18 protein-coding genes and 1 pseudogene are annotated in these 22446 nt (G+C 29.8%); 8 read left to right on the plus strand and 11 right to left on the minus strand.

What is annotated here, in order from left to right:
- Window positions 1-36: 36 nt before the first annotated feature.
- Complete coding sequence (gene menA / locus UCYN_RS02445) at window positions 37-951, minus strand: 2-carboxy-1,4-naphthoquinone phytyltransferase (RefSeq protein ID WP_012953917.1); 915 nt, start codon at window positions 949-951, stop codon at window positions 37-39.
- A gap of 128 nt (window positions 952-1079) precedes the next feature.
- Here menA and UCYN_RS02450 point away from each other — a divergent pair, with 128 nt between their 5' ends.
- Window positions 1080-2531, plus strand: a complete 1452-nt coding sequence (locus UCYN_RS02450) for an isochorismate synthase (protein WP_012953918.1) — start codon at window positions 1080-1082, stop codon at window positions 2529-2531.
- A gap of 84 nt (window positions 2532-2615) precedes the next feature.
- On the opposite strand, the gene UCYN_RS02455 is transcribed toward UCYN_RS02450, so the two are convergent.
- Entirely contained in the window at window positions 2616-3110 is a 495-nt protein-coding gene (locus UCYN_RS02455; RefSeq protein WP_012953919.1) for a hypothetical protein, read from the minus strand.
- 500 nt (window positions 3111-3610) lie between these two features.
- On the opposite strand from UCYN_RS02455, the gene UCYN_RS02460 reads away from it, so the two are divergent.
- Window positions 3611-4567: a glycosyltransferase family 2 protein gene (locus UCYN_RS02460; RefSeq protein WP_012953920.1), complete on the plus strand. Its 957-nt coding sequence runs from the start codon at window positions 3611-3613 to the stop codon at window positions 4565-4567.
- A gap of 13 nt (window positions 4568-4580) precedes the next feature.
- Here the strand turns inward: UCYN_RS02460 and UCYN_RS02465 are convergent, their stop codons facing one another.
- Both UCYN_RS02465 and ylqF read right to left on the minus strand, forming a co-directional pair.
- On the minus strand, window positions 4581-5318 hold the full coding sequence (locus UCYN_RS02465) for a GUN4 domain-containing protein (protein ID WP_012953921.1): 738 nt from the start codon (window positions 5316-5318) through the stop codon (window positions 4581-4583).
- Between the two features lie 287 nt (window positions 5319-5605).
- Window positions 5606-6442: a ribosome biogenesis GTPase YlqF gene (ylqF, locus tag UCYN_RS02470; RefSeq protein WP_012953922.1), complete on the minus strand. Its 837-nt coding sequence runs from the start codon at window positions 6440-6442 to the stop codon at window positions 5606-5608.
- Between the two features lie 51 nt (window positions 6443-6493).
- Between ylqF and recJ the strand changes: the two genes are divergently transcribed.
- On the plus strand, window positions 6494-8446 hold the full coding sequence (recJ, locus tag UCYN_RS02475) for a single-stranded-DNA-specific exonuclease RecJ (RefSeq protein ID WP_012953923.1): 1953 nt from the start codon (window positions 6494-6496) through the stop codon (window positions 8444-8446).
- A 193-nt stretch (window positions 8447-8639) separates the two neighbouring features.
- Here recJ and UCYN_RS02480 read toward each other — a convergent pair whose 3' ends face one another.
- The 5 genes from UCYN_RS02480 to UCYN_RS02500 form a co-directional block, all read right to left on the minus strand.
- The gene (locus UCYN_RS02480; protein ID WP_012953924.1) at window positions 8640-9608 is read right to left on the minus strand and encodes a heme o synthase; all 969 of its coding nucleotides are present in this window, start codon (window positions 9606-9608) and stop codon (window positions 8640-8642) included.
- Between the two features lie 24 nt (window positions 9609-9632).
- Window positions 9633-10571 (minus strand): COX15/CtaA family protein, encoded by a 939-nt coding sequence (locus UCYN_RS02485; RefSeq protein WP_012953925.1) that lies wholly within the window; start codon window positions 10569-10571, stop codon window positions 9633-9635.
- Between the two features lie 545 nt (window positions 10572-11116).
- Window positions 11117-12871, minus strand: coding sequence for an arginine--tRNA ligase (gene argS, locus UCYN_RS02490; RefSeq protein ID WP_012953926.1), 1755 nt, complete (start codon window positions 12869-12871; stop codon window positions 11117-11119).
- 143 nt (window positions 12872-13014) lie between these two features.
- A complete protein-coding gene (locus tag UCYN_RS02495; protein WP_012953927.1) occupies window positions 13015-13686 on the minus strand; it encodes a dethiobiotin synthase in 672 nt (223 codons plus the stop codon).
- A gap of 308 nt (window positions 13687-13994) precedes the next feature.
- Window positions 13995-14210 carry a hypothetical protein gene (locus UCYN_RS02500; RefSeq protein WP_012953928.1) on the minus strand — a complete coding sequence of 72 codons (216 nt, stop codon included), beginning with the start codon at window positions 14208-14210 and terminating at the stop codon, window positions 13995-13997.
- A 692-nt stretch (window positions 14211-14902) separates the two neighbouring features.
- Between UCYN_RS02500 and UCYN_RS02505 the strand changes: the two are divergent.
- Window positions 14903-15787: pseudogene (locus UCYN_RS02505) on the plus strand (ferredoxin-NADP reductase); the annotation flags it as partial.
- Between the two features lie 156 nt (window positions 15788-15943).
- Here UCYN_RS02505 and csaB read toward each other — a convergent pair.
- Window positions 15944-16981, minus strand: coding sequence for a polysaccharide pyruvyl transferase CsaB (gene csaB / locus UCYN_RS02510; RefSeq protein ID WP_012953930.1), 1038 nt, complete (start codon window positions 16979-16981; stop codon window positions 15944-15946).
- Window positions 16982-17100: 119 nt separating this feature from the next.
- On the minus strand, window positions 17101-18441 hold the full coding sequence (locus UCYN_RS02515; RefSeq protein ID WP_012953931.1) for an O-antigen ligase family protein: 1341 nt from the start codon (window positions 18439-18441) through the stop codon (window positions 17101-17103).
- 580 nt (window positions 18442-19021) lie between these two features.
- Here UCYN_RS02515 and tpiA point away from each other — a divergent pair.
- The 4 genes from tpiA to sipA all read left to right on the plus strand — a co-directional run bounded on the left by tpiA (window position 19022) and on the right by sipA (window position 22231).
- Entirely contained in the window at window positions 19022-19744 is a 723-nt protein-coding gene (gene tpiA, locus UCYN_RS02520) for a triose-phosphate isomerase (RefSeq protein ID WP_012953932.1), read from the plus strand.
- A gap of 60 nt (window positions 19745-19804) precedes the next feature.
- Entirely contained in the window at window positions 19805-20647 is an 843-nt protein-coding gene (gene folP, locus UCYN_RS02525) for a dihydropteroate synthase (protein WP_012953933.1), read from the plus strand.
- A gap of 291 nt (window positions 20648-20938) precedes the next feature.
- Entirely contained in the window at window positions 20939-21898 is a 960-nt protein-coding gene (locus UCYN_RS02530) for a sirohydrochlorin chelatase (protein WP_012953934.1), read from the plus strand.
- 111 nt (window positions 21899-22009) lie between these two features.
- Window positions 22010-22231: a regulatory protein SipA gene (gene sipA, locus UCYN_RS02535; protein ID WP_012953935.1), complete on the plus strand. Its 222-nt coding sequence runs from the start codon at window positions 22010-22012 to the stop codon at window positions 22229-22231.
- Window positions 22232-22446 lie beyond the last annotated feature (215 nt).

Raw genomic sequence — 22446 nt, forward strand, 5'->3', positions numbered from 1 at the left:
ATTCTCATCATTTTGATGGCACAGTATTTAATCTTTTTATATGAACTTTGACAAAATTAAGCCTACTGATAATAGTATTCCACTAAAAAAATGAAATTTAATAGCTATAAATTTACTATTTTTAACTTTACTAGTCTGATTATGGTACTGTGAGACATGCTGTACAAGTTTATGAGCAACAGGAAAACTAAGTAAGCTCAAAAAAGTCCAGAACGGCAATATTTTTAGTATTGGGAAAAATATTACTAGAAACATCAAAAACACAGTTATTACTTTTAATACTATAGAACCTAATTTCGTACCAAGAAATACTATTGGCGATCGCTTTCCTGCAAAAAAATCGTCTTTTACTTGATGGAAATGAGAGCAAAATAAAATAATAGATGTACTAATTCCTATTAAAATACCAGATGCTAAACTTATAATAGAGAAATGTTGAACTTGAGAATAATAAGATGCTGATACAGCTATTGGGCCAAATGTAATAAAAGATATTATTTCACCCAGCCCCTTATACCCTAAGCGAAAAGGTGGACCTTGATAACTATATCCTAAAATACAACAAAGAATTACCATAAATAATACAGTTAAATCCTTCTGCAGCCATGAAATTAAAACAATTCCTCCAATACCTAAAATCAAAAATATATTAGATAACCAAAATATTAAAGATTTATTGTTAATTAAATTAACAATAGAATGAGGCTTGTTTTTATCAATTCCTGTATCAGCATCAAAATAATCATTACTAATATTTATCCAAGCAATAATTAAAATGGAAGATATTAGAAAAGTAGTAAAAATTCTAAAGTCAAATGTTGATATTTTTTCAAACGCAGCTGAACTTCCTACAATTATTGGAATAACAGATACACTGTATACTGGTACTTTAATTGCAGCAAGCCATAATCTCTGCCTAGATGTTAATTTTCTCGTAGATACTATACTCATAAAATTTCTAATTTAGAATAATCTCTGTGATATGATTCTGAAAAGAACTGTAATTTAAGATATGGGTAATATTTAAGACATATGATCAATATTGTGCAAAAGCAAAATAAGTTATAAATAAATTTACGATGTCTATTACCTCAATATTTATACCCAATAGTACTAGTTTTATAAATAATCCATACTATTTAGAAAATTTACTGACGACTTATCAAACAAAGTTTAAAAGTTATGATCAGTCAGTTATTATAAGTTTATCTTACGTTATCAATACAGTTGATACCTTGTCTGTTTTAAATTTTTTGATTAACAAAAAAAATACAAGTTCTCTATTGGATACAATTTATTTTTATTGGGAAAATAAGGTTAATAATGAAGAAGTCTTAGGATATGGTGCAACTCAATATTTTGATATTGATTCCTCGAATAGATTTTCCATATCTAAAAAATTTACAAAAGATTGTTTAGCAAAAATTATTAAGATAAAAGAAAAAAAAGAAATTAAAGCTTCTCCTCGTATCTTTTCTGGTTTCACTTTTTTTGATAAGACAGATTATCTTTATTGTTCTTTTCCACCAGCTTTTGCTTTTTTGCCTTATGTTCAATTAATTAAGACTAAAAATAGTAGTACTCTAACTTTTAATATATTGATTAAGAAAAAAACAGATATTAAACAAATAATTCTCAAAATTTTAACTATAAAAAAACTAATTCTTTCTTTAACAACATATCAAAGTAACAAAAAAGAGTTTAAAAAAGTGGTTTCTTGTAATATAAGTTCAATAAGGAAAGAAAAATTCAAAAAATCTGTTAATTCAATACTAAAGTCTATCAGAAGTAATAAATTCAAAAAATTAGTATTAGCTGATTTTTTAGATTTAAAAAATTCTGCAAATTTTTCTATCATTAATTGTCTCAATAATTTACGTTCTTACTATCCAGATTGTTATGTCTTTGCAATTAATAATGGGAAAAATCAATGCTTTATCGGAGCTAGCCCTGAGCGATTACTTAGTATTAAAAGCAAGAAACTCATAACAGATGCTTTAGCAGGATCTTCTTCAAGAGGTAGTAATAAATATGAAGATTTTTATTTAGCTCAAAAGCTTCTAAAAAGTCCTAAAGAAAGATATGAACACCAAATTGTAATTAAATATATTGTCGAAAGTTTATTGAACATAGGATTAAATCCAAAAGTTTTCCCACTTAAACTTTTGAAACTGTCTAATATACAGCATCTTTGGACCTCGATTTATAGCAACTTAAAGCCTAATATTCATCCTATAGACATAGTTGCTACTTTGCATCCTACTCCTGCTGTTTCTGGATTTCCTAAGGCTATAACTTGTACAAGAATTAAGTGTTATGAACAATTTACACGTGGACTTTATGCAGCGCCTCTAGGTTGGATTGATTCTAATGAAGATAGTGAATTTATCGTAGGCATTCGTTCTGCTCTTATCTCTGATAACAATGCTAGATTATATGCTGGCGCTGGTATAGTTAAGGGATCTCAACCAGAAAAAGAACTTGCAGAAATTCAATTAAAACTTGAAGGATTACTTAAAACACTTACTTGAATCAATCGTCAAAAATTTCAGAAAATTTATTATTATCATTGTTTGCGCTTAACAATGTACTGATATGCAAGCATAGTTGAAATATTAGTGAAATTCATAGTAACTAAGTAAACCAAATCCAAATCCACTAAAACAGATGATAAATAAATTAATTATAATTTGATATCTTGAAATATTAAATTTTTGCATTTCTAATTTAGCTAAGACTGTACTACAAATTAGTAAAAATATTATAGAAACATTTGCAATCCATCTTAATAAAAAGACTGTTATTAGTGACCACAAAAAAACAGTTATCATAGCTTTACTATCTGATTTAAAACTATTTCCAAAAATTATAATTAAAATAATATCTGGAATAGATAATCCTATAATAATTAGTAGAATGATTAAAACTGCGATTAAATGTATTAATAAGAAAAATGTTTCATTCCTCATTGTTAAACCGTAAGCATTAACTTTTTGTCCTAACCAGTAACTCCAATCAGAAACTGAGCTACCTAAATACCAACCGAAAGAACCATATGTAAGTAAAATGATAACTGACGACAACAAAGGGAATCTGATTAATCTTTTCATATGTCTAAACTAAAATTTATATATTGATAAACAAAATACAAGTTTTTAAATGAATAGTCTTAGAACGCTTAAAAATTAAACATAAGTATTGTAAATATAAAAGATATCTAATTACTAACTATTTGTATATTTATTTCATACCAAAAACTTAAGTATAAGTCATTGTATTAATTAAGCTTGATTTAGTTAGTGTTTTAAAAAAGAAACTAATACTTATTTTAAAAATTAATAGAAGAGGGATACTTCACTTGTATTGCGCATATGTAGTTCCAAATTTGATCGTTTAAGTCTTTGTGCGGTGTACAAAGGGAAACTAATAATAAATAAGATTTAAATACAATAAATATTTTAAGTTTTATCTCTAAAAACTCTGATTACCTATATTCTTACTAACAATTAATAAACTTTCTTAATATCAAGAATTAATTTAATATACAGTAAATATATAACTATATGTAGTTACTAAATCTTATATAATATTGATATTTATTGAGTGGCCCATGCATCCTAACACAAACCAGATTGAGATGTCAGTTATCATTCCCTTCTATAATGAAGAACGAGGCCTAGAACATCTTTTTACAAGAGTTCTAGGAGTTTTAGATCGTCTTAACTTATCTTATGAAGTTATTTGTGTAGATGACGGCAGTCAAGATCAAACTCTAAAAAATTTGATTAATTATCACTATCTTTATCCTGAAATTAAAATTATCAGCTTGTCTCGTAATTTTGGTAAGGATGTTGCACTAACTGCAGGATTAGAAAATGCTCAAGGACAAGTAATTATTCCCATTGATGCAGATTTACAAGATCCTCCTGAGCTTATTGAGAAGTTACTTCAAAAATGGCGCGAAGGTTATGATGTTGTTTATGGGAAACGAAGGTCTAGACAAGGAGAAAGCCTAGTTAAGAGATTCACGGCTAATGCATTCTACAAGGTAATTAGTAAAATTAGTAGTGTTTCTATTCCTCAAGATACAGGAGACTTTCGCTTACTGGACAAAAAAGTAGTCGATGCTTTAAAAACTATGCCAGAACGTACTCGTTTTATGAAAGGTCTTTTTGCATGGGTAGGATTTAAGCAGACTTATATCATATATGATCGTCCTAGTCGATTTCAGGGAACTAGTAAATGGAATTATTGGCAGTTATGGAATTTTGCCTTGGATGGTATAACCTCTTTTAGTTTAATTCCTTTAAAAGTCTGGAGTTATTTGGGAGTATCTGTTTCTTTTTTATCATTTATGTATGGCAGTTTTTTAATTATTAGAACATTAGTTTTAGGCATTGATGTTCCAGGATATGCTTCTTTAATGGTAACAACCTTATTTATAGGAGGACTACAATTAATTACACTAGGTATATTAGGGGAGTATCTAGGTCGTATATATGAAGAGACAAAGCAGCGCCCTTTGTATTTGATTAAAGAACGTCATGGTTTTCATATGGATTCTTAAAGTTTCAATAGCTTTACCAATTTTTTTCAGACCATACGGAATGTGAAAAAATAGAATCTGCGACCCTTGCACCTCTTAATTGGTTAAGAAGAGGAAGATGCCCGTTTGGTGCACTTAAATTCCAGGTAAATTCTTTTGGATAACGAGTCCAGTGATTACCTTTTTTCCAGCCAATTTTTCGCCATAATGTATTAAAGTCTTTTCCGGCAGATAACCAAAGTTTCCTTTGTACAGAAAACCCAAATTTTCCACCAGAATACAACCACCATAAAGTATTTATAGTATTAAGATCCATGACAGGGAAGTTAGCAACTTCTGTAAAATAAACCCATTTGCGTTGTAAGGCACTTTCCCCTGCTAATTCTAATAATATTTTTCGAGTTAAAGTATCTGCTTCTTGAAAGTTTTGCTCCAACAATAATTTACTGAGTGATTTATAGTTAATATTTACTTGAGAATCAAGAGGCGCTAATCCATTTGGGAAATATTCTTGAATAAACAATTCTGTTTCAGGCATCTTAACTTGATAAAGTTCTCGAAAAACTTCTCCTTGTACAAGGTCAATATTATCTATATTTGATAACTTTAGAAAATCTATTAAGATTTCCCATCCAGTATTTCCCATGTTAATTAACTGAGGAATTAATTCAAATTGCTCTTTTGAGCTTCCATTTGTAAATTGATGTGCTAATTTTGATTTTGAAAAGTTATCATCTAAGTCATTAATTATAGAAATATTTTGATTAGTCATAAAATGATCCACTAGAGTTAATTATAACTTTTGAAAAATCTAATAAACACTTCAAAACAAAGCTTTAATTACTAGATTAATAGAGTTATTTATGTGTTAATTACATGATGGTATTATAGCTTAGAAGGCCTTGTATATAAGATCTTAAAAAAAGAACAAAATTTTAATTTTATAAGGTTATGTTGTTTATCTAAAACAACATATAATAAAGGATTTCTATAGTGTATTATTTTAAATTTAATTTAATAATTAGTTTTAGGTTACCAAGCAAAAAGAACTAGAAATGATTAGTTTTTAGGTAATTCTAGAGGAATACAGCCCATTATACCTTTTCTAAAATCATTTAATAATTGCATAGCAACCCTTTCTTTGCCACCTTTATAAAAACTACTTTCTAATTTTTCAATATATTGTTCACCACTAATGCCTAGAGGGTCAATTCCGTAACGCAATTGCAAAGTTTTTTCAAAATTTAATTCTAATAAAAGATCTATTAACTTAGCTGCAACCTGTTGATTATCATAAGCAGCTTCTCCAATATCTTCACAAATTGCTAACTTAATAGCATTTTTTTGATTTTCTAATTTAATTGGGATAACTCCTGGTGCATCTAAAAGTTCAATAGTTTTAGATATACGAATCCATTGAAGCTGTCTGGTAACACCTGCACGCCGAGCGCTAATAGCTACTTTACGTCCTAACAAACGATTGATTAAAGCCGATTTACCTACATTCGGGAATCCAATTACTACTGCTCTAACTGGCCTAGGTCGCATCCCGCGATTAACTCTTTTAATATTAACCAAATTACCAGCTTCTTTTGCTAATTGATTTAAAGATTTAATTCCTTTTCCCTGTTTTGCGTCAGTAAAATGAGCTGTCTCTCCCCTTTCTTTAAACCAGTTTAACCATTTTTGATATAAAGATTGTGGTATCATATCCATTCGATTAAGTACAGTAATTTTAGGTTTACCTTCAATCCACTGATTGATATTCGGATGATGCGAAGCAATGGGAATCCTTGCATCTAAAATTTCAAAAATAATATCAATATTTTTTATTTGTTCTTTAAGTTGTCGCTCTGCCTTTGAAATATGACCTGGATACCATTGAATTATTGACATAATTAAATAATTGTTAAAATAATTGCTTAAAGATTATTAGAATAAACTGCCATGAAACTACCAAATCAAAGATGGGATGTTATTTCGCCTAATCCTGAAAAAATTCAACTATTAGCTGAAGAAATGAAAATCTCTGACTTAATCGTCAAGGTAATTTTAAATCGAGGAATAGACACATCAAGTTTAGCTCGTATTTATTTAAATCCTAATGAAGAAATTTTACCTCCTCCTCTAGCAGAATTTCCAGACTTATATAAAAGTATTAGCCTTTTAACAAGGGCTATTAAAGAAAAAAGTAAGATTGCAATTTGTGGGGATTATGATGCTGATGGTATGACCAGCACTTCTCTATTGCTGAGGGCTTTGAAATATTTCGGAGGAGATATTCACTATAAAATTCCTGACAGAATTAAAGATGGTTACGGTATTAATACACAAATTGTAGAAAATCTAGCTAAAAATGGGGTGGAGCTAATATTAACGGTAGATAATGGTATTTCAGCTTATGATCCAATTCAAAGAGCCGTAGAACTAGGTGTAAATGTTATTATTACAGATCATCATGACATACCTAAAAAGCTACCTCCTGCAGATGCTATTTTAAATCCTAAGCTATTATCTCATGAATCACCTTATAGTGGGTTAGCTGGAGTAGGAGTTGCATATATTTTAGCTTTAACACTCGCTCAAACTTTAAATAAAACAGAAGGCATTATAGCTTCTTTATTAGAGCTTTTTACATTAGGTACTATTGCAGATTTAGCTCCTCTAATTGGGGTTAATCGTCGATGGCTTAAGCAGGGTTTAAAACAATTACCTAATTCCCAATTACCAGGTATTCAAGCTTTAATAAAAGTTTCAGGTATTAGTGATGAGCAAAAGCAATTAAGATCAGATGATATTGGCTTTAAACTAGGTCCAAGAATTAACGCTGTAGGGCGTATTGGTGATCCCAAAGTTGCTATTGAGTTATTGACAACTGATGATCCTGAGCTTGCATTAGAAAAAGCATTGGAATGTGAAGAAATTAATAATGTAAGAAAATCTTTATGTGAAAAGATTGAAAAAGAAGCCATAAATTTAGTAGAAAATACTCCTTTAAATTATCAAGAAAAAAGAGTTTTAGTAGTAATTAAAGATGAATGGCACCATGGAGTAATCGGTATTGTTGCTTCTCGCTTAGTTGAACGCTATGGCGTACCAGTTTTTATTGGAACTTATGAAGAAAACGATATAGAGAAAATTCGTGGATCAGCTAGAGGAATTCCAGAATTTGATGTTTTCAATGCTTTGCAATACTGTGATGACTTATTAGATAAATTTGGAGGACATAAAGCTGCAGGCGGATTTGGCTTAAAACGGAAATACTTGAATTCTTTTGAAAAAAGACTTAGTGAGTTTTCTCATCAACATCTTAAGCTACACCATATTAAACCTCTAATTAAAATCGATAGTGAAATCAATTTTAAAGATATAAATCATAATCTATATGAAACACTTGATTCTCTTCAACCTTGGGGAATTGGAAATGCTATCCCTATTTTTTGGACACCTAATGTAATAATATTAAAGCAAAAGATTATAGGAGATAACCATCTCAAAATATCACTAGTTCAAAATGATGGTGAAAAGATTGAGGCTATAGCATGGCGATTTGGAACATATTACCCTTTACCAAAGCAATTAGATATAGCATATAAATTGTCTAAGAATTCTTGGAACGGAAAGAGCAATATTCAGCTAGAAATTGTAGGTATACGTCTCCCTGAATCTATAAATAAAGAATTTCAAAGTACATTCGAATTTAACGGTAGACAATACATTTGTTCTATAAAAGATAAAATACTAAAAATTAAAAATTTACAAGGAAAGACTTTATCTATCTATAAAGGTCAAAGGAAAGGATTATTAGAAAATGGTTATGAAAAAATTAAAACAATTGATGTTACACATCAGCCGTACTACACAATAGTTAAAATGGCTTTACATTCTTTAAAATTATAATTTTTTTCAGTTCTAGATTATTTATCTTGTTAGACGAACTTTTAATATTGATATATTTCTTTATTTAACATCATGTCTCTGATTAGAGTGAGTAATACTTTGCAGTTATTTTTTAAATATATTTTAAATTTTAATTCATTCTTTTTTATAATGAGGGGATGAAAAAATTATTACTTCACCACCTCATTAATATCTAAGGCCAAATATAGTTTGCAAAAATATTAAGATTATTTCCTAATATTGTTATCACTTTATGAGTTATGGGAAGACTGTCAACAACCATAGCTGCACACAATAACATTAAATATAGGATAGAAAACTTGAATAATGATCGAGCTAAACTTTTATCTAAAGGATTTTGTTTTAATAGCCAGGTTTTCTGAGCAAACATAACTCCTAGAATAAGTGCAGACATACCATATAAAAAACCTAAAGTTTCTGTTGAATATATCAGCAGAAAAGTACATGGAATTACTAATAATGTATATAACCAGATTTGATGTACTGTTGATTCCTCTCCCTCAACTACAGGCATCATAGGAACATCTACTTGAGCATAATCATCTTTCAACATAAGTGCTAATGCCCAAAAGTGAGGAGGAGTCCACAGAAAAATTATAGTAAATAATATCCAAGGGGCCCAGCTCAAGTCTCCTGTAACTGCAGCCCAACCGACAAGTGGAGGGATAGAACCTGCTGCACCGCCAATAACAATATTTTGGGAACTATTACGCTTTAAGAAATGAGTATAAACCAGCATATAAAAAACTATGCCAGACATAGCTAATAACCCACTAAGGAGGTTAATGTAAGCAACAAAAAGACTAAAAGATAAAAACCCTAGTATAAAAGCAAAAATAAGAGCATGGCGAGATCTGACCCGCCCTGATGGGATGGGACGAGTTCTTGTTCTTAACATTTCATAGTCAATATCTCGGTCATAGATACAATTCATTACTTGAGCTGAGGCAGCCGCGAAGGTTCCTCCGAGCAAAGTTATAAATAATTTAAAAGAATTAACTTCACCGTTAGATGCAATCCACATAGATGCAGCTGTAGTAATAAGTAATAAAGGAATAATCCTAGGTTTAGTTAATTGATAATAGCTTTTGATAACTTGTAAAAAGTTTTCGTTACGGTAAACAACATCAGTCCCAATCATGAATCCACACCATATTCTATTAATTTATAATTTATGAGCTACCGAGGGAAAATTGTTTTTTCTCGGAACACTACGAATTGCTAGAGTTGTTAGAGCTACTAAAGTCCCAAATAAGATAACACCGATAGTATGGTGAGTTATAGTTAAAGGTTCTACTTGTAAACGTAGATAAAATGTCGCGATCCCTAAAAAAACTTGGCACATTATTATTCCTCCAGCAAGCCAGACAAGTTTTTTTAAAGAAGAGTGAATATTTTGATTTCGCCAAACCATAAAAACTAAACTTAGTACGCCAAGAGTTGTCGGTATAACACCAATAATATGGCTATTCATAACAGTACATAGTTGAGATTCTTCAAGGCATTGGTGTAAAGCCCAACGGGAACCTACCAACCCTCCCAGCAAACATTGAATATATATTAAAAAGGTTACGGGCAATCCAACCCAGTGTAAATTGCTCTCACTTTTAACTTCTAAAGGAGGACTTAATGATACTGCCATAACTACTAACACTCCAAAGAAAAGTAAAGCAGTACCTAAATGCGCAGTAACAATATCAAATCTTAACATTCTAGTAACAGTAAGTCCTCCTAAAATTCCTTGAACCAAAATCAACATAAGTGCTAACATTGCAGACCAAGGTAACCATTTGGGAAGTTGCTTACGAAACCAACAAGATATTATCAACAAAGTTATAGTACTTATTCCAATCAAAGAAGCATCAAGACGGTGAAACCACTCTAAAAAAACTTGTAAATTCATTTGTTTAGTGGGAACTAGTTGGCCATAACATAATGGCCAATCCGGGCAGGCTAAGCCTGCGTTCATAACTCTTGTTGCACTTCCTACTGCCATTAATAGAAGAGTAGCAATGGCAATTTTCCATACAAAAAATTTGACCCATTTTCGGATTTTTAGACTATTATCAGATTTTATTTCTTCTATTAGAACAGTTCTTGTCATAACATTTTATTTAATCAAACAAATTTTATAATTTATAAAGTATAAACTTCATTACACAAAATTATTGTTATAAAGCCAAACTAGTTCAAATCTTACTAAAAAATTTATGATTTATTCATAAATCATAAATTTTTGTTAATCCTTTAGATTCAGTTAATGATTACTTTACGTTTCTTAACAATAAAAATAGAGCTATCAAATATTTAGTTGTTTCTATCTTTTTAAACGTAATACTTAGAATTAACCTATATTTGATTTTAAGTAAAATTATGGTGAAGATAATAGTAATAACTTATAAAATATACATGATTTACGGATAAGAAATTGTTAATAAATAATGTAGTTAGGAAAAGAGTAACTGATATAAAAAACCATATTAGAAATTTAATCACAAAACAAAGTTTAAAATAATAATAAGAAGCTTTTGCTAATAATTAACTCTGATTTTAAAAATATTTCTATTAAAATTACAATGACTTAAATTCATAAATTATTTACTATCGCTTATCTAATTTTTTTAAGTAAATATCTTGTGAAAACATAGTCTACATTCTTTCTAATACATCGATTCCCAACAAGGAAAGGCCTAGCTCAAGAGTTCTAGCTGTTAAATCACATAATACTAATCGAGAAAATTTTGTTGAATCCACTGATTTTAATACTGGACAATTTTCATAGAAACGGTTGAATCGTTTACTTAATTCATACAAATATTCACAAAGACGGTTGGGAAGAAGTGTATTTTCAATTATTTCAATCACTTCATTTAACTGTAACAAATATTTTGCTAAATCTATTTCTGCCTCATCTTGTAAGATAACTTGAGTATTTTCTAATGCAGCATAATTTATTTTTTCTTCTCTTAGAATACTCTTAATTCTAGCATAGGCATAAAGCATATAAGGAGCAGTGTTACCTTGTAAAGAAAGCATCTTATCATAACTAAATATGTAATCACTATTACGATTTTGACTGAGATCAGCATATTTAACAGAACCAATACCTACTACATTAGCTACATTATTAATAAATTCTTGAGACTCTTCTCGATTTTCTGTTTTTAACCGATTTTCTAAATTCTTACGGGCTTGATAGATTGACTTATCTAATAAGTCTTTAAGTCTAATAGTTTCTCCTGACCGAGTTTTCAATTTTTTCCCATCTTCCCCTTTAACAAGCCCAAAAGGAATATGAGATACACTTGTCTCTTCTCTTAAAAAACCGGCTCTTTGAGCGATCTGAAAAACTTGTGCAAAGTGATTAGATTGGCCTGCATCAGTTACGTAAATAATATGTTTAGCCTTATCGATATTAATTCTATATTTCAGAGCAGCTAAGTCTGTAGTGGCGTAATTATAGCCACCATCAGACTTTTGAACAATTAAAGGTAGAGGGTTCCCAGATTTATTTATAAATCCTTCCAGGAAGACACATTTAGCTCCATCACTGATTTCTAGAATTTTTTGCTTATCTAAATCATTAACAATTTCTTCTAAGAAAGGATTGTAAAAAGACTCTCCTCTTTCAGTTAATTCAATTTGCAAAATATCATAAATAACTTGAAATTCTCGGCGAGACTGCTCACATAATAGCTTCCATGCTTTACGATACTCCTCATTACCTAGCTGTAGCTTAACTACTGCTTCTCTAGATATTTCTTGAAATTGAATATCCTCGTCAAAACGTTTTTTTGCTTTTCTATAGAAACTTACTAAATCTTCAATTTGTAGAACATTTGCTTCATACAAGGCGTTAGGAAATACCTCTTTTAAATACGAAATAAGCATTCCAAATTGTGTTCCCCAATCTCCTACATGATTTAGCCTTAAAATATCATGACCTATAAACTCTAGAATACGAGAAAGTGAATCACCAATAATAGTAGATCTAAGATGACCAACGTGCATCTCTTTAGCTATATTTGGACTAGAGAAATCAACAATTATTTTTTGGGAATTGTGAGTTTTTAAAATTCCCAGTCTTTCATCCTCACATAATAATTTAATTTGATCCTCTAAATAACCTTTTTTTATTCTTAAGTTAATAAAACCAGGACCACCTATAGAAGGAGTTTCATATACTGGACTGACAGGTAAATTCCCAATGATTATTTGAGAAATTTCTTGTGGTTTTTTTTTAAGTTTCTTAGCTAATGAAAAAGCAATGTTTACTTGATAATCTGCATGCCTAGTATCTTTAGCTATTGATACCTGAGGATCAACATTGTTAAACTCTTCACCAAAAGATTTAATTAGTGCATAGTTAAAATCTTCAATTATTTTTTTATTAAGAGGGGTCATTTAAATTATTAATATTCTAAAACAGCCGGCGTTCTTAGATTATCACAACAAATACTATAAATATCTTAGATAATGAGAAAAATAAAATAAATCCGAGATTGTACTTATAAAAAATAAACTAAATAAAGATAATAATATAATTGTTAATAGAATAGTGATTCTAAATCGATTGAAGAGGCAGCAGAAAGCAATTCTTTAGCATCTTCTGTATCCTTTATGTAAGGTAATATGCCTAAAATTGGAATATTTGTTAAAGATTGAATAAGATCAATTGGTGCTAACTGAGAAATTCTTTCTTGAACAAGAGGAGATGTGCAGTTTAGTATTATACCCTTTAAATTCACTTTATTTTTTACTGCTAATGCAATATTGGCTATTGCTTGATTAATTGTGTTTGATTCTATAGGAACAATTAAAATAGTTGGCAAATCCCATATTCCAACAATATCAGATATTAACATTTCTCTTGTGATAGGAGAGCTTAAGCTTTCTGCTCCGTCAATTAAAACTAAATCTAGCTCTTTTTGCAAAGAACTTAAAGTTTTCCATAGCTTACCTAAAAGATTAGAACATAAATCATCTGAATTTGTAACAGTTGCAGCTCTGGGTAGTTGACGACTAACAATTTTAATCTTGTTTGGTGAACTAAACAAAAAATTGTTAGGTAATTTGTTTTCATCAAGCTCTTCTTGTATTAAGTCTAAGATTCCTGAAGATTCTTCACAAAAATAAGTTTGCTTATAAATAGCTAAAATTTTGATTAATAGAGTTTTTCCAGAGCTTGGAGCTGTTCCTGTAATAAATAAGGTTTGCATTTAACTGTATTTAAAAAATGATTTTTTAATGTATTTAAGATTATTAACTTTTGAAAGTATATTGATAGATATATTTTAAGAGTAAATTAACATCTATTTGTATAAATAATAACTATAAAGTTTTATGCATATAAGTCCATATAGTATATATCCAAAACATAAGTTCTTTAAAAAGTTATGCAGCTTAATTATACAATTTATAAATTTCAGTAAAATCTAAAATTTATAGATTATTATGTGTGCAAATAGTAAGACTGTATAGATATGTTGTGAAATATTAAAAAATTTTCTCATTATGAATATTAAATCTATTCTTTAGCCATAATCTTATCAGAGTTGATAATTTTTTTATCGGCACGTAAAGATGAAAATGTAGCAGAAATAGCGTCATCATAATTAGACGCAATAGCTAAAAATGATCCTGATAAAATATAAATAGGTAATGGCGAAATAATATCTTTAATCCATTGAAAAAATTGTATTGAACTAAATAATATTAAAACTGAAACAATCCAGAAAAGCATAAATGTAAACCTGTTATTAATTTATTTAAAAACAATTATTTTGTACATTACCATGCTACAGCAGTTCTTAAAATTCCGTTTTTACTTTTATTATGATGAATAGCGAGAAAAATTAGTACATCTTTTCATTCGAAATATTTCTAAAATCTATTAAAAACATTATTCATTTAATATTCTTCAATAGAAAATTTAAGCTATAAATTATTCAAAATCACGTAACGATTTTAGATAAAACTAAAAACCGAAAATATATTTCAAAAAGCCAAAAGTTGTCTAAGCTTAACAACCCTTGATTTGATACTGAGCTAATCTCAATCAATGTATCAATTTAAATTTGTCATTCATTTGATTCATAACTATATTTTTCTAACTTTTAGTTGATACTGGTGTAAGGAGAAAGACTATAATATGAATTATGGGTAAAAAAATAAATTTACTTTTTAGACTTAATAATAACTTTGAGTCAATAGGTAAATAAAGTTGTTAGATACATATTTGTAGTGATAGTTATAAATATGGTGTCATCTCAGTGTGTGTATTTAAATTCACAGACATGATGCAGTTCATTGTATTATTAAGATTAAGTCATTCGGTACTTATACATTGTGAAATCTATCTCCAACTATTGCAATGGAGTAAAGGTTATTTAACCTCTGTAAACACGTAAATAAGAAACTAAATCTATGAGCGCAAAAACAAAAGTTCCTGTCAATATTTATCGTCCTAATAGTCCATATATTGGTAAGTGTTTGGAAAACTATTCTTTAGTTAGTGAAGGAGGTAGCGGAATTGTTCAGCATTTAACATTTGACCTATCTGGTGGTGATCTTCATTATGTAGAGGGACAAAGTATTGGGATTATACCTCCTGGAGTTGATGAGAAAAAAGGAAAACCTCATAAGCTAAGACTATACTCTATTGCATCTACTCGTCATGGAGATAAAAATGATGACAAAACTGTCTCCTTATGTATTCGTAAATTAGAATATCAGCATCCTGAAACTAATGAAACAGTACATGGAGTATGTTCTACTTTTCTATGTAATCTTGAAATTGGTGCAGAAGTATCTATCTGTGGTCCGGTTGGCCAAGAAATGTTACTTCCTGATGATGAAGATGCCAATATTGTTATGTTGGCAACAGGTACAGGTATTGCACCTTTTAGAGCTTTTTTATGGCGTATGTTTAAAGAACAACATACAGATTATAAGTTTAAAGGTTTCTCTTGGTTGATATTTGGTATACCTTATTCAGCTAATATTCTTTATAAAGAAGATTTAGAAAAAATCCAAGCTGATTATCCCGAAAATTTTGAATTAACTTATGCTATTAGCCGAGAACAACAAAATTCTGAAGGCGGACGTATGTATATTCAACATCGAGTAGCTGAACAAGCAGAAAAATTATGGAACTTATTGCAAGATCCAAAAACACATCTCTATATGTGTGGTCTAAAGGGTATGGAAAGTGGTATTGAAGAAGGATTAAGTCCTTATGCTGCACAAAATGGTGTAGAGTGGAGCACCTTTGTCAAACAACTTAAAAAAGAGCATCGTTGGCATGTTGAAGTTTACTAGATCTTAAATATACTTTTCAAGTATCTAATAAGGGGGTCAATTCTGTTGTCCTCCTTTTTTAGTTTTTAAAATAAGCTTTATTAAGTAGAAAATATATTTTTGGTTAACTAATAGCTAATTGTTATCCATAATGTTTCAGAAAATTGTCTAAACATATCACGAAGCTACTTGCTCAAGCAATTTTTTATGTAACATAGCACGTTCTTTTAAGCTTTGTATTGAACTGTTAAGTGGTTTTGCACTAGTAAAATAACACTTTAACCATGCATCTTTTATCATGTCTGAGTCATCTGGTAGTTGATCAAGCTCCCAGCCGGGGATATTTATTTCTTCCATTAAATATTTAACCTTTGGATCATAACTTAAAGCAAAGCATCGGGATCTTTCTGAAGCAGCCATGATTAAACAATGTAATCGCATCCCTATAGTCATATTAGTATTTTTAAATAATCCTTTCATTCTTTGTGGATCATCTATTTGAATAATTTCATGAGATTTTGATAATTTTTTAGAGATATGATGTGCAATTGTAAAATCTTGAGAAGCTTGAAATGGAACTAATAAAATATATGTATTAGTAATTTTCTGGAAATCTACTAATGCATTGGTTAACGTTTTTAACTTCTTAATTGTTAATGATGGATGGTTGCGTAAGTTAATAGCAACTATTGGTTGTGAGGTTTGTATAAAGTCTGATATGTCTTTAGATCGTAGTGCCCAAACTGGATCAGGAGCAATAGAATGATGAATGTCCCATTCCGATAGTAGTTTGGCAGATTTACGGTCTCTAACAGAGATTGCAGTACACTTGGCCAAAGTTTTCTTGGTTATCCAGCGTGTAAATTTATAATGCAAAGGACCTATTCCCTGCCCCCAAGCTATAGTTTTCAATCCTTTCATTTGTGCTAGTTTCATTAACCCCAAATAGTATATAGGACTAGCTAAACTTGTAGTATCCTGTATTAAACTTCCTCCACCCCAAATAAAAATATCAGATTCTTTTAAAGCTGCTAAAAGTGAAAAAACATTTAGGCGGGGACAAGTTTTAACATTATATTTTTGTTGAGTTTTTTGGGGATCAGCAGAAATAACAATTGGCTCAATTTTCGAAGGCAGCATTTGCAACAAAGACATTAGTAATGCTTCATCTCCAGCATTTCCTTGTCCATAGTAGCCACTGATTAATGCTTTCATTCTTTACCCTTCTTTAAATATAAATATTGTCTTATATTAGTTAATCACATTTATGTTTTACTTGTTTTATTGATTTTATAATTTGATATCAAATATATTTATTTAGATAAATTTTTATTTTAATACAAATTATTATCATCATAATCTTGCTTAATAGGACTTTGATTATGATATACAACTCCTATAATTGATGATAATAAAAGCCATCCAATTACATTAATTTTAAAATCAAAAATGCTCACATCAAATAAATTGAAAATAGTACATAAAATAAAGGCATTTACATAAGTAAATAAAAGTAATTTCTTATTTCTTTTGTCAATACTTTTCTCAAAAGATTTGTGGCTACTACAAGCTTGCTTTACTTGAAATAAACTTATAGTTGCTTTTCCTAAAATAGTACCTACAATAATACTTAACAGGGAAGTTCCCAGGATTCCGATCTCTGCTAATAGCATTAAGAATAAGTTATGAGGATGCCCCATCCAAACGTTCATTTTTTGCTGGTATATGGGCGTAAAATTACGAAGTCCCCATCCCCAAAAAGGGCGCTTGAGCATCATTTCCCATGCGACACTCCACTGCGTTGTTCTTAAAGCAGTTATATGTCGATCATCATACAATTCGTCTGTCAACCTAGCCCAGAAATAATCAGGAATAATTTCACGTACTATATGCTGATAAAAAGGAAACCATGCTGCCCATGCAATAAGAAAAATTAGCAGTATTACACAAATAAGAATCCAGTACAATTCTAAATATGCTACAAAAGAAATTAAGCTTAATAAAGCAAGACCCCATGCACTACGAGAATGGGTTAATATTAATCCCAAACCATTAGCAAAAACAGCGATTAAAAGAATTGACAATTGAAAACTATTTTGGTAGCCGTTAAAATTTTTTCTGTTTTGATAATGATAAATCCATAAACCTAATGATAATGTGAAAGTAGTTACCAAATAAAAAGCTAAAGTATTAGCATACATAAAGAAAGATGATACTCTTCCTTCAGGACGTCCATATGCGATTAATTGAATACCTACTTTATTAAGGAATAGCGGGGTTTCCCAGCCATAAAACAATTGCATGAAACCAAAAAAGCAGAGTGGAAGAGAAACTAAAACTAGCCACCAAGCAAGCTTATACAATCTATTATAGTTATTTAATAAGAATGGAAAAGACATAACCATTAGAATAGAGGGAATAAAATTAGCTAATCCTCCAAAACTTAAAATTGGATAAATTGCTAATATGGAAACAATAACCAACAAGACAAAAAGCAGACCAAAACTCTGATTAAGAGGATCATTAATTATACTTTTATATTTTTTCTTCCAGAGATTTAATATTACTAAGGTTATAAATATGGCTCCTAAATCTGTAGAAATAGGTAAAAAAATTATTCCAGCTTTCAGTAAATATTCATCTAATAAAAAATTAGGATTATTTGATTGTTCCATTTCAAGTGAAATTATCCGTAGTACATTTATCTTTTAATATTCTGATATGTAAATTTTCCTATGACAATTTTAGTGACATAATCAGTAATACTACTTCCGTTACTATAATAGCTTTTTAAGAAACTTTGCTAAGTGTATAGTAAGGAAGAAACTTTTGAAGAATACATTTAATAGAAAAACATTGTAATACAAAAATAATCTTAATAAGATCATTACTCATAAATAAAAATATCTTTTATTAGATGAAGTTTTGCCAATATCTCATTGCATCAAGATACTTTATATTCTGATATTGAAGCGTTTTCGGTCCTTAGTTTTATCTTTTCCCTATAAATAAAAAATGTTTAAGTATTTATGAGAAATGCTAAAGTAGCCTAATTTTAAGGGGAAAATAAAAATGAATTAAAGCTTTTCCTTAAATAAAATTATTATTCTTTCTGTACGTAACTTACATAACTGTTCAGCCATAAGATATGGAGTTTTGTTTATACTTGTTATTAAGATAACTAGTCATATATACCCTATTCAGATTAAACTAAATTTTATAAAGCAATATTATTATTTATCGTTAATTATAACTGTGAGAAAAAAAATCATTGCAGGTAATTGGAAAATGCATAAAACTCAGGCAGAAGCCCTAGAGTTTTTATCAGTATTAAAACTTAATTTAGCAAACACAACAGAGAAAGCAGATATTGTTCTTTGTGTCCCATTTACTTTGTTAAGTCTTTTGTCGAAAAGTTTACATGGAGGAAATATTCACTTAGGTGCACAAAATATACATTGGGCTAATGAGGGAGCTTTTACAGGCGAGATTTCTGGTTCAATGTTAGTAGATCTAAATGCAAACTATGTAATAGTCGGTCATAGTGAACGTCGTCAATATTTTGGAGAAACAGATAAAATCGTTAATGAAAAAGTTATAGCAGCTCAGTATCATAAAATAAAACCGATTCTCTGTGTTGGAGAAACTAAAAAGCAGAGAGATGCAGGGGAGGTAGAAAAAGTTATTGTTAAACAGTTAGAACAAAGTTTAGTTAATGTAGATCAAGGAAATTTAGTTATTGCCTATGAACCCATATGGGCTATCGGTACAGGAGAAACTTGTAATGTTTTGGAAGCTAATCGCATAATTGGCATCATACGTGAACAAGTAACAAATAAAGGTATTACCATTCAATATGGTGGCTCTGTTACGCCTAAAAATATTAGCGAAATAATGACTCAACCTAATATCGATGGAGTTCTGGTGGGAGGAGCAAGTCTAAATCCTCTTAGCTTTTCTGAAATTATAAATTATTAAAACAAATAAGTGAAAACTATTATTATTGAAAAGCTGTTTCGTATTTAATAAGTTAAGATTATGCAATATTTGACCATTCGAAACCGTATTTTTGAATGGGGGAAAAGTACTTACTTAATGGGAATACTTAATATTACCCCTGATAGTTTTAGTGATGGTGGTGAATTCCTAAAGATAGAAACAGCTTTACATCATGCAAAAAGAATGATAGACGAAGGTGTTGATATTATTGATATTGGAGGACAATCAACTCGCCCAGGAGCTCTTGCTATTACTACACAAGAAGAGCTATTAAGAGTGATTCCAATTATTAGAGAATTAAGAAAAGAGAGTTCAATACCTATCTCCATTGATACAACTAATTCAAAAGTTGTATTAGAAGCTGTCAAAGCAGGAGCTGATCTTGTTAATGACATCTCAGGAGGAAGCTTTGACAACAAAATGTTTTGTACTGTATCTAACCTTAAAATACCTATGGTTATTATGCATACAAGAGGTATTCCTACAACAATGCAAACCAATTTAGATTACAGCAATCTCGTTCAAGACATTATAGAGTGGTTAAATGAAAGGATTGCAAAAGCTATTAAAGCAGGAATTCAGAAAAACTATTTGATAATAGATCCAGGTATTGGCTTTGCAAAAAGCTCTGAACAAAATATAGAGTTACTACAACAGTTATCTAGCTTTCATGCTTTAGAAGCTCCTATACTATTAGGTGTCTCTAGGAAGAAGTTTATTGGGGAAATTCTTGAAGAAGATAATCCTAAAAAAAGAATTTTTGGTACTGCAGCTGCTTGCTGTAGTGCAATAGTAAATGGTGTCGATATTCTTCGCATACATGATGTTGCACAAATGAAAAATCTAGCAAAAATTGCTGATATTATTTGGAGACAACAATGATTTCCTTATAGTAGAAAATTAGCTACGAAAATTTATTAATTAAAATTCTAGAAACATTCTTTAATCTTTGGTGAATTCATATACAATATTATTGATACTTTAAAAAAATCTTGTTTAAATACGTAAGATAGCAAAGCCTTTTAAAGGATGAAATTTTTTGTACATGATGTCTAAATACTTTACCGTAATTCAAAATTCGTTATTGTAATAGCAAAATATGATTACGATAAATTTTTATTTTAGTCGCTTTCGGATAAATGTCTATACAGTTCAAAGGTTAATAAAAAATAAATGTCTATCGTAAGGCTAGATAATTCTGATTTTCTTCAATCTATTAACTTCTCTCCTTTGCCTTTGTCTCGACCTCTTTTAATGGTTGGTCATGGTACTAGAGATACAAAAGGTCAAAAAAACTTTCTTGAATTGGCTTCTGTTTATCAAGCTTTAGACTATTCTCGTCCCATAATCCCATGCTTCCTTGAATTAACAGAGCCAGATATTAGTCAAAGTATAGAATTATGCATATCACAGGGTTATACAAACATTTCGGTTTTGCCGATTTTATTGTTTGCAGCTCGGCATAATAAATTTGATATTACAAATGAACTTGATAGAGCTAAATTAAAATATCCTCAATTGAATTTCTTTTATGGAAGACATCTTGGTATTGCGCCAAATCTTCTAAAACTATGGGTGGATCGGTTGGCTACCTTAGAAAGTGACAAAGCGAATCCTAATAAAATAAAGCGTTCTGAAACAATACTATTGTTTGTTGGTAGAGGATCTAGTGATCCAGATGCTAATGGAGATGCTTATAAATTTGCTCGAATGTTATGGGAAGGAAGTGGTTATCAAGCATTAGAAGTAGCCTTTGTTGGTATTACTTATCCACGCCTTCAAGAAGGTTTTGAGAAAGTATATTCTTACAAACCAAAACGCATTATTGTTTTACCTCATTTTATATTTACTGGGGCACTAATTAAAAAAATCTTTCAAATTACAATCGAACAACAAAGATCATCTAGTGATGTTGAAGTTGTTTGTCTTCCAGAAATTGGTATACATAATCAACTACTAAAAATATTGAGAGAAAGGGAATTAGAAATTCAAAAGGATCAAGTTAACATGAACTGCGAAATGTGTAAATTTCGCCTTAGTGTTCAAAAAGAAGACATATATTCTAATAGTTTAGATCCTGAATATTATACAAATACAGAAAGCTATCATCAACACATCTGGAAAACTTACTAGTCTTAATCTTTTAAATTTAATCTAATATCAGTCACTAAAGTTGGTAAAAGTAAAGCTAGAAATATAGAATGATATTTATCATACAAGTCAATTACATATATTACTTTATTTATGGATAAGCCAAAGCTCACTATTGGTAGCAAAGTTTTTCTTAGACATCGTCCTCCTTACCTTAAAACTGCTGATCCCATGCCAATGCTACGACCTGCTGATATTTTAGAGGTTGGAGATCAGGGGGTGATTATAGATATTCGTCCTGGGGGGTACTGGGGCGTTAGATTTACTCAAGGAGCATTTTTAATGGAAGATCAATACATTGCTGCTTTAAAATAATAATTTAATAATGAAGTTTTTATTATTTTGTTATTAATTTTTAAGTTACACCTTATCCTTTTTAATTAGTTTAAAGTGCAATACTTCTATAGTGTTTATAACTTTTTTCTTTAAAGCTTGATACCTGATTAAAAAAAGAGTATAGATATTAAGATTTATAACACACAATAAATTCTATCAGCAAAAAAATTCATATCATGCATACAGCAATAGAT

The organism is Candidatus Atelocyanobacterium thalassa isolate ALOHA (genome assembly GCF_000025125.1).
GTDB lineage: Bacteria > Cyanobacteriota > Cyanobacteriia > Cyanobacteriales > Microcystaceae > Atelocyanobacterium > Atelocyanobacterium thalassae.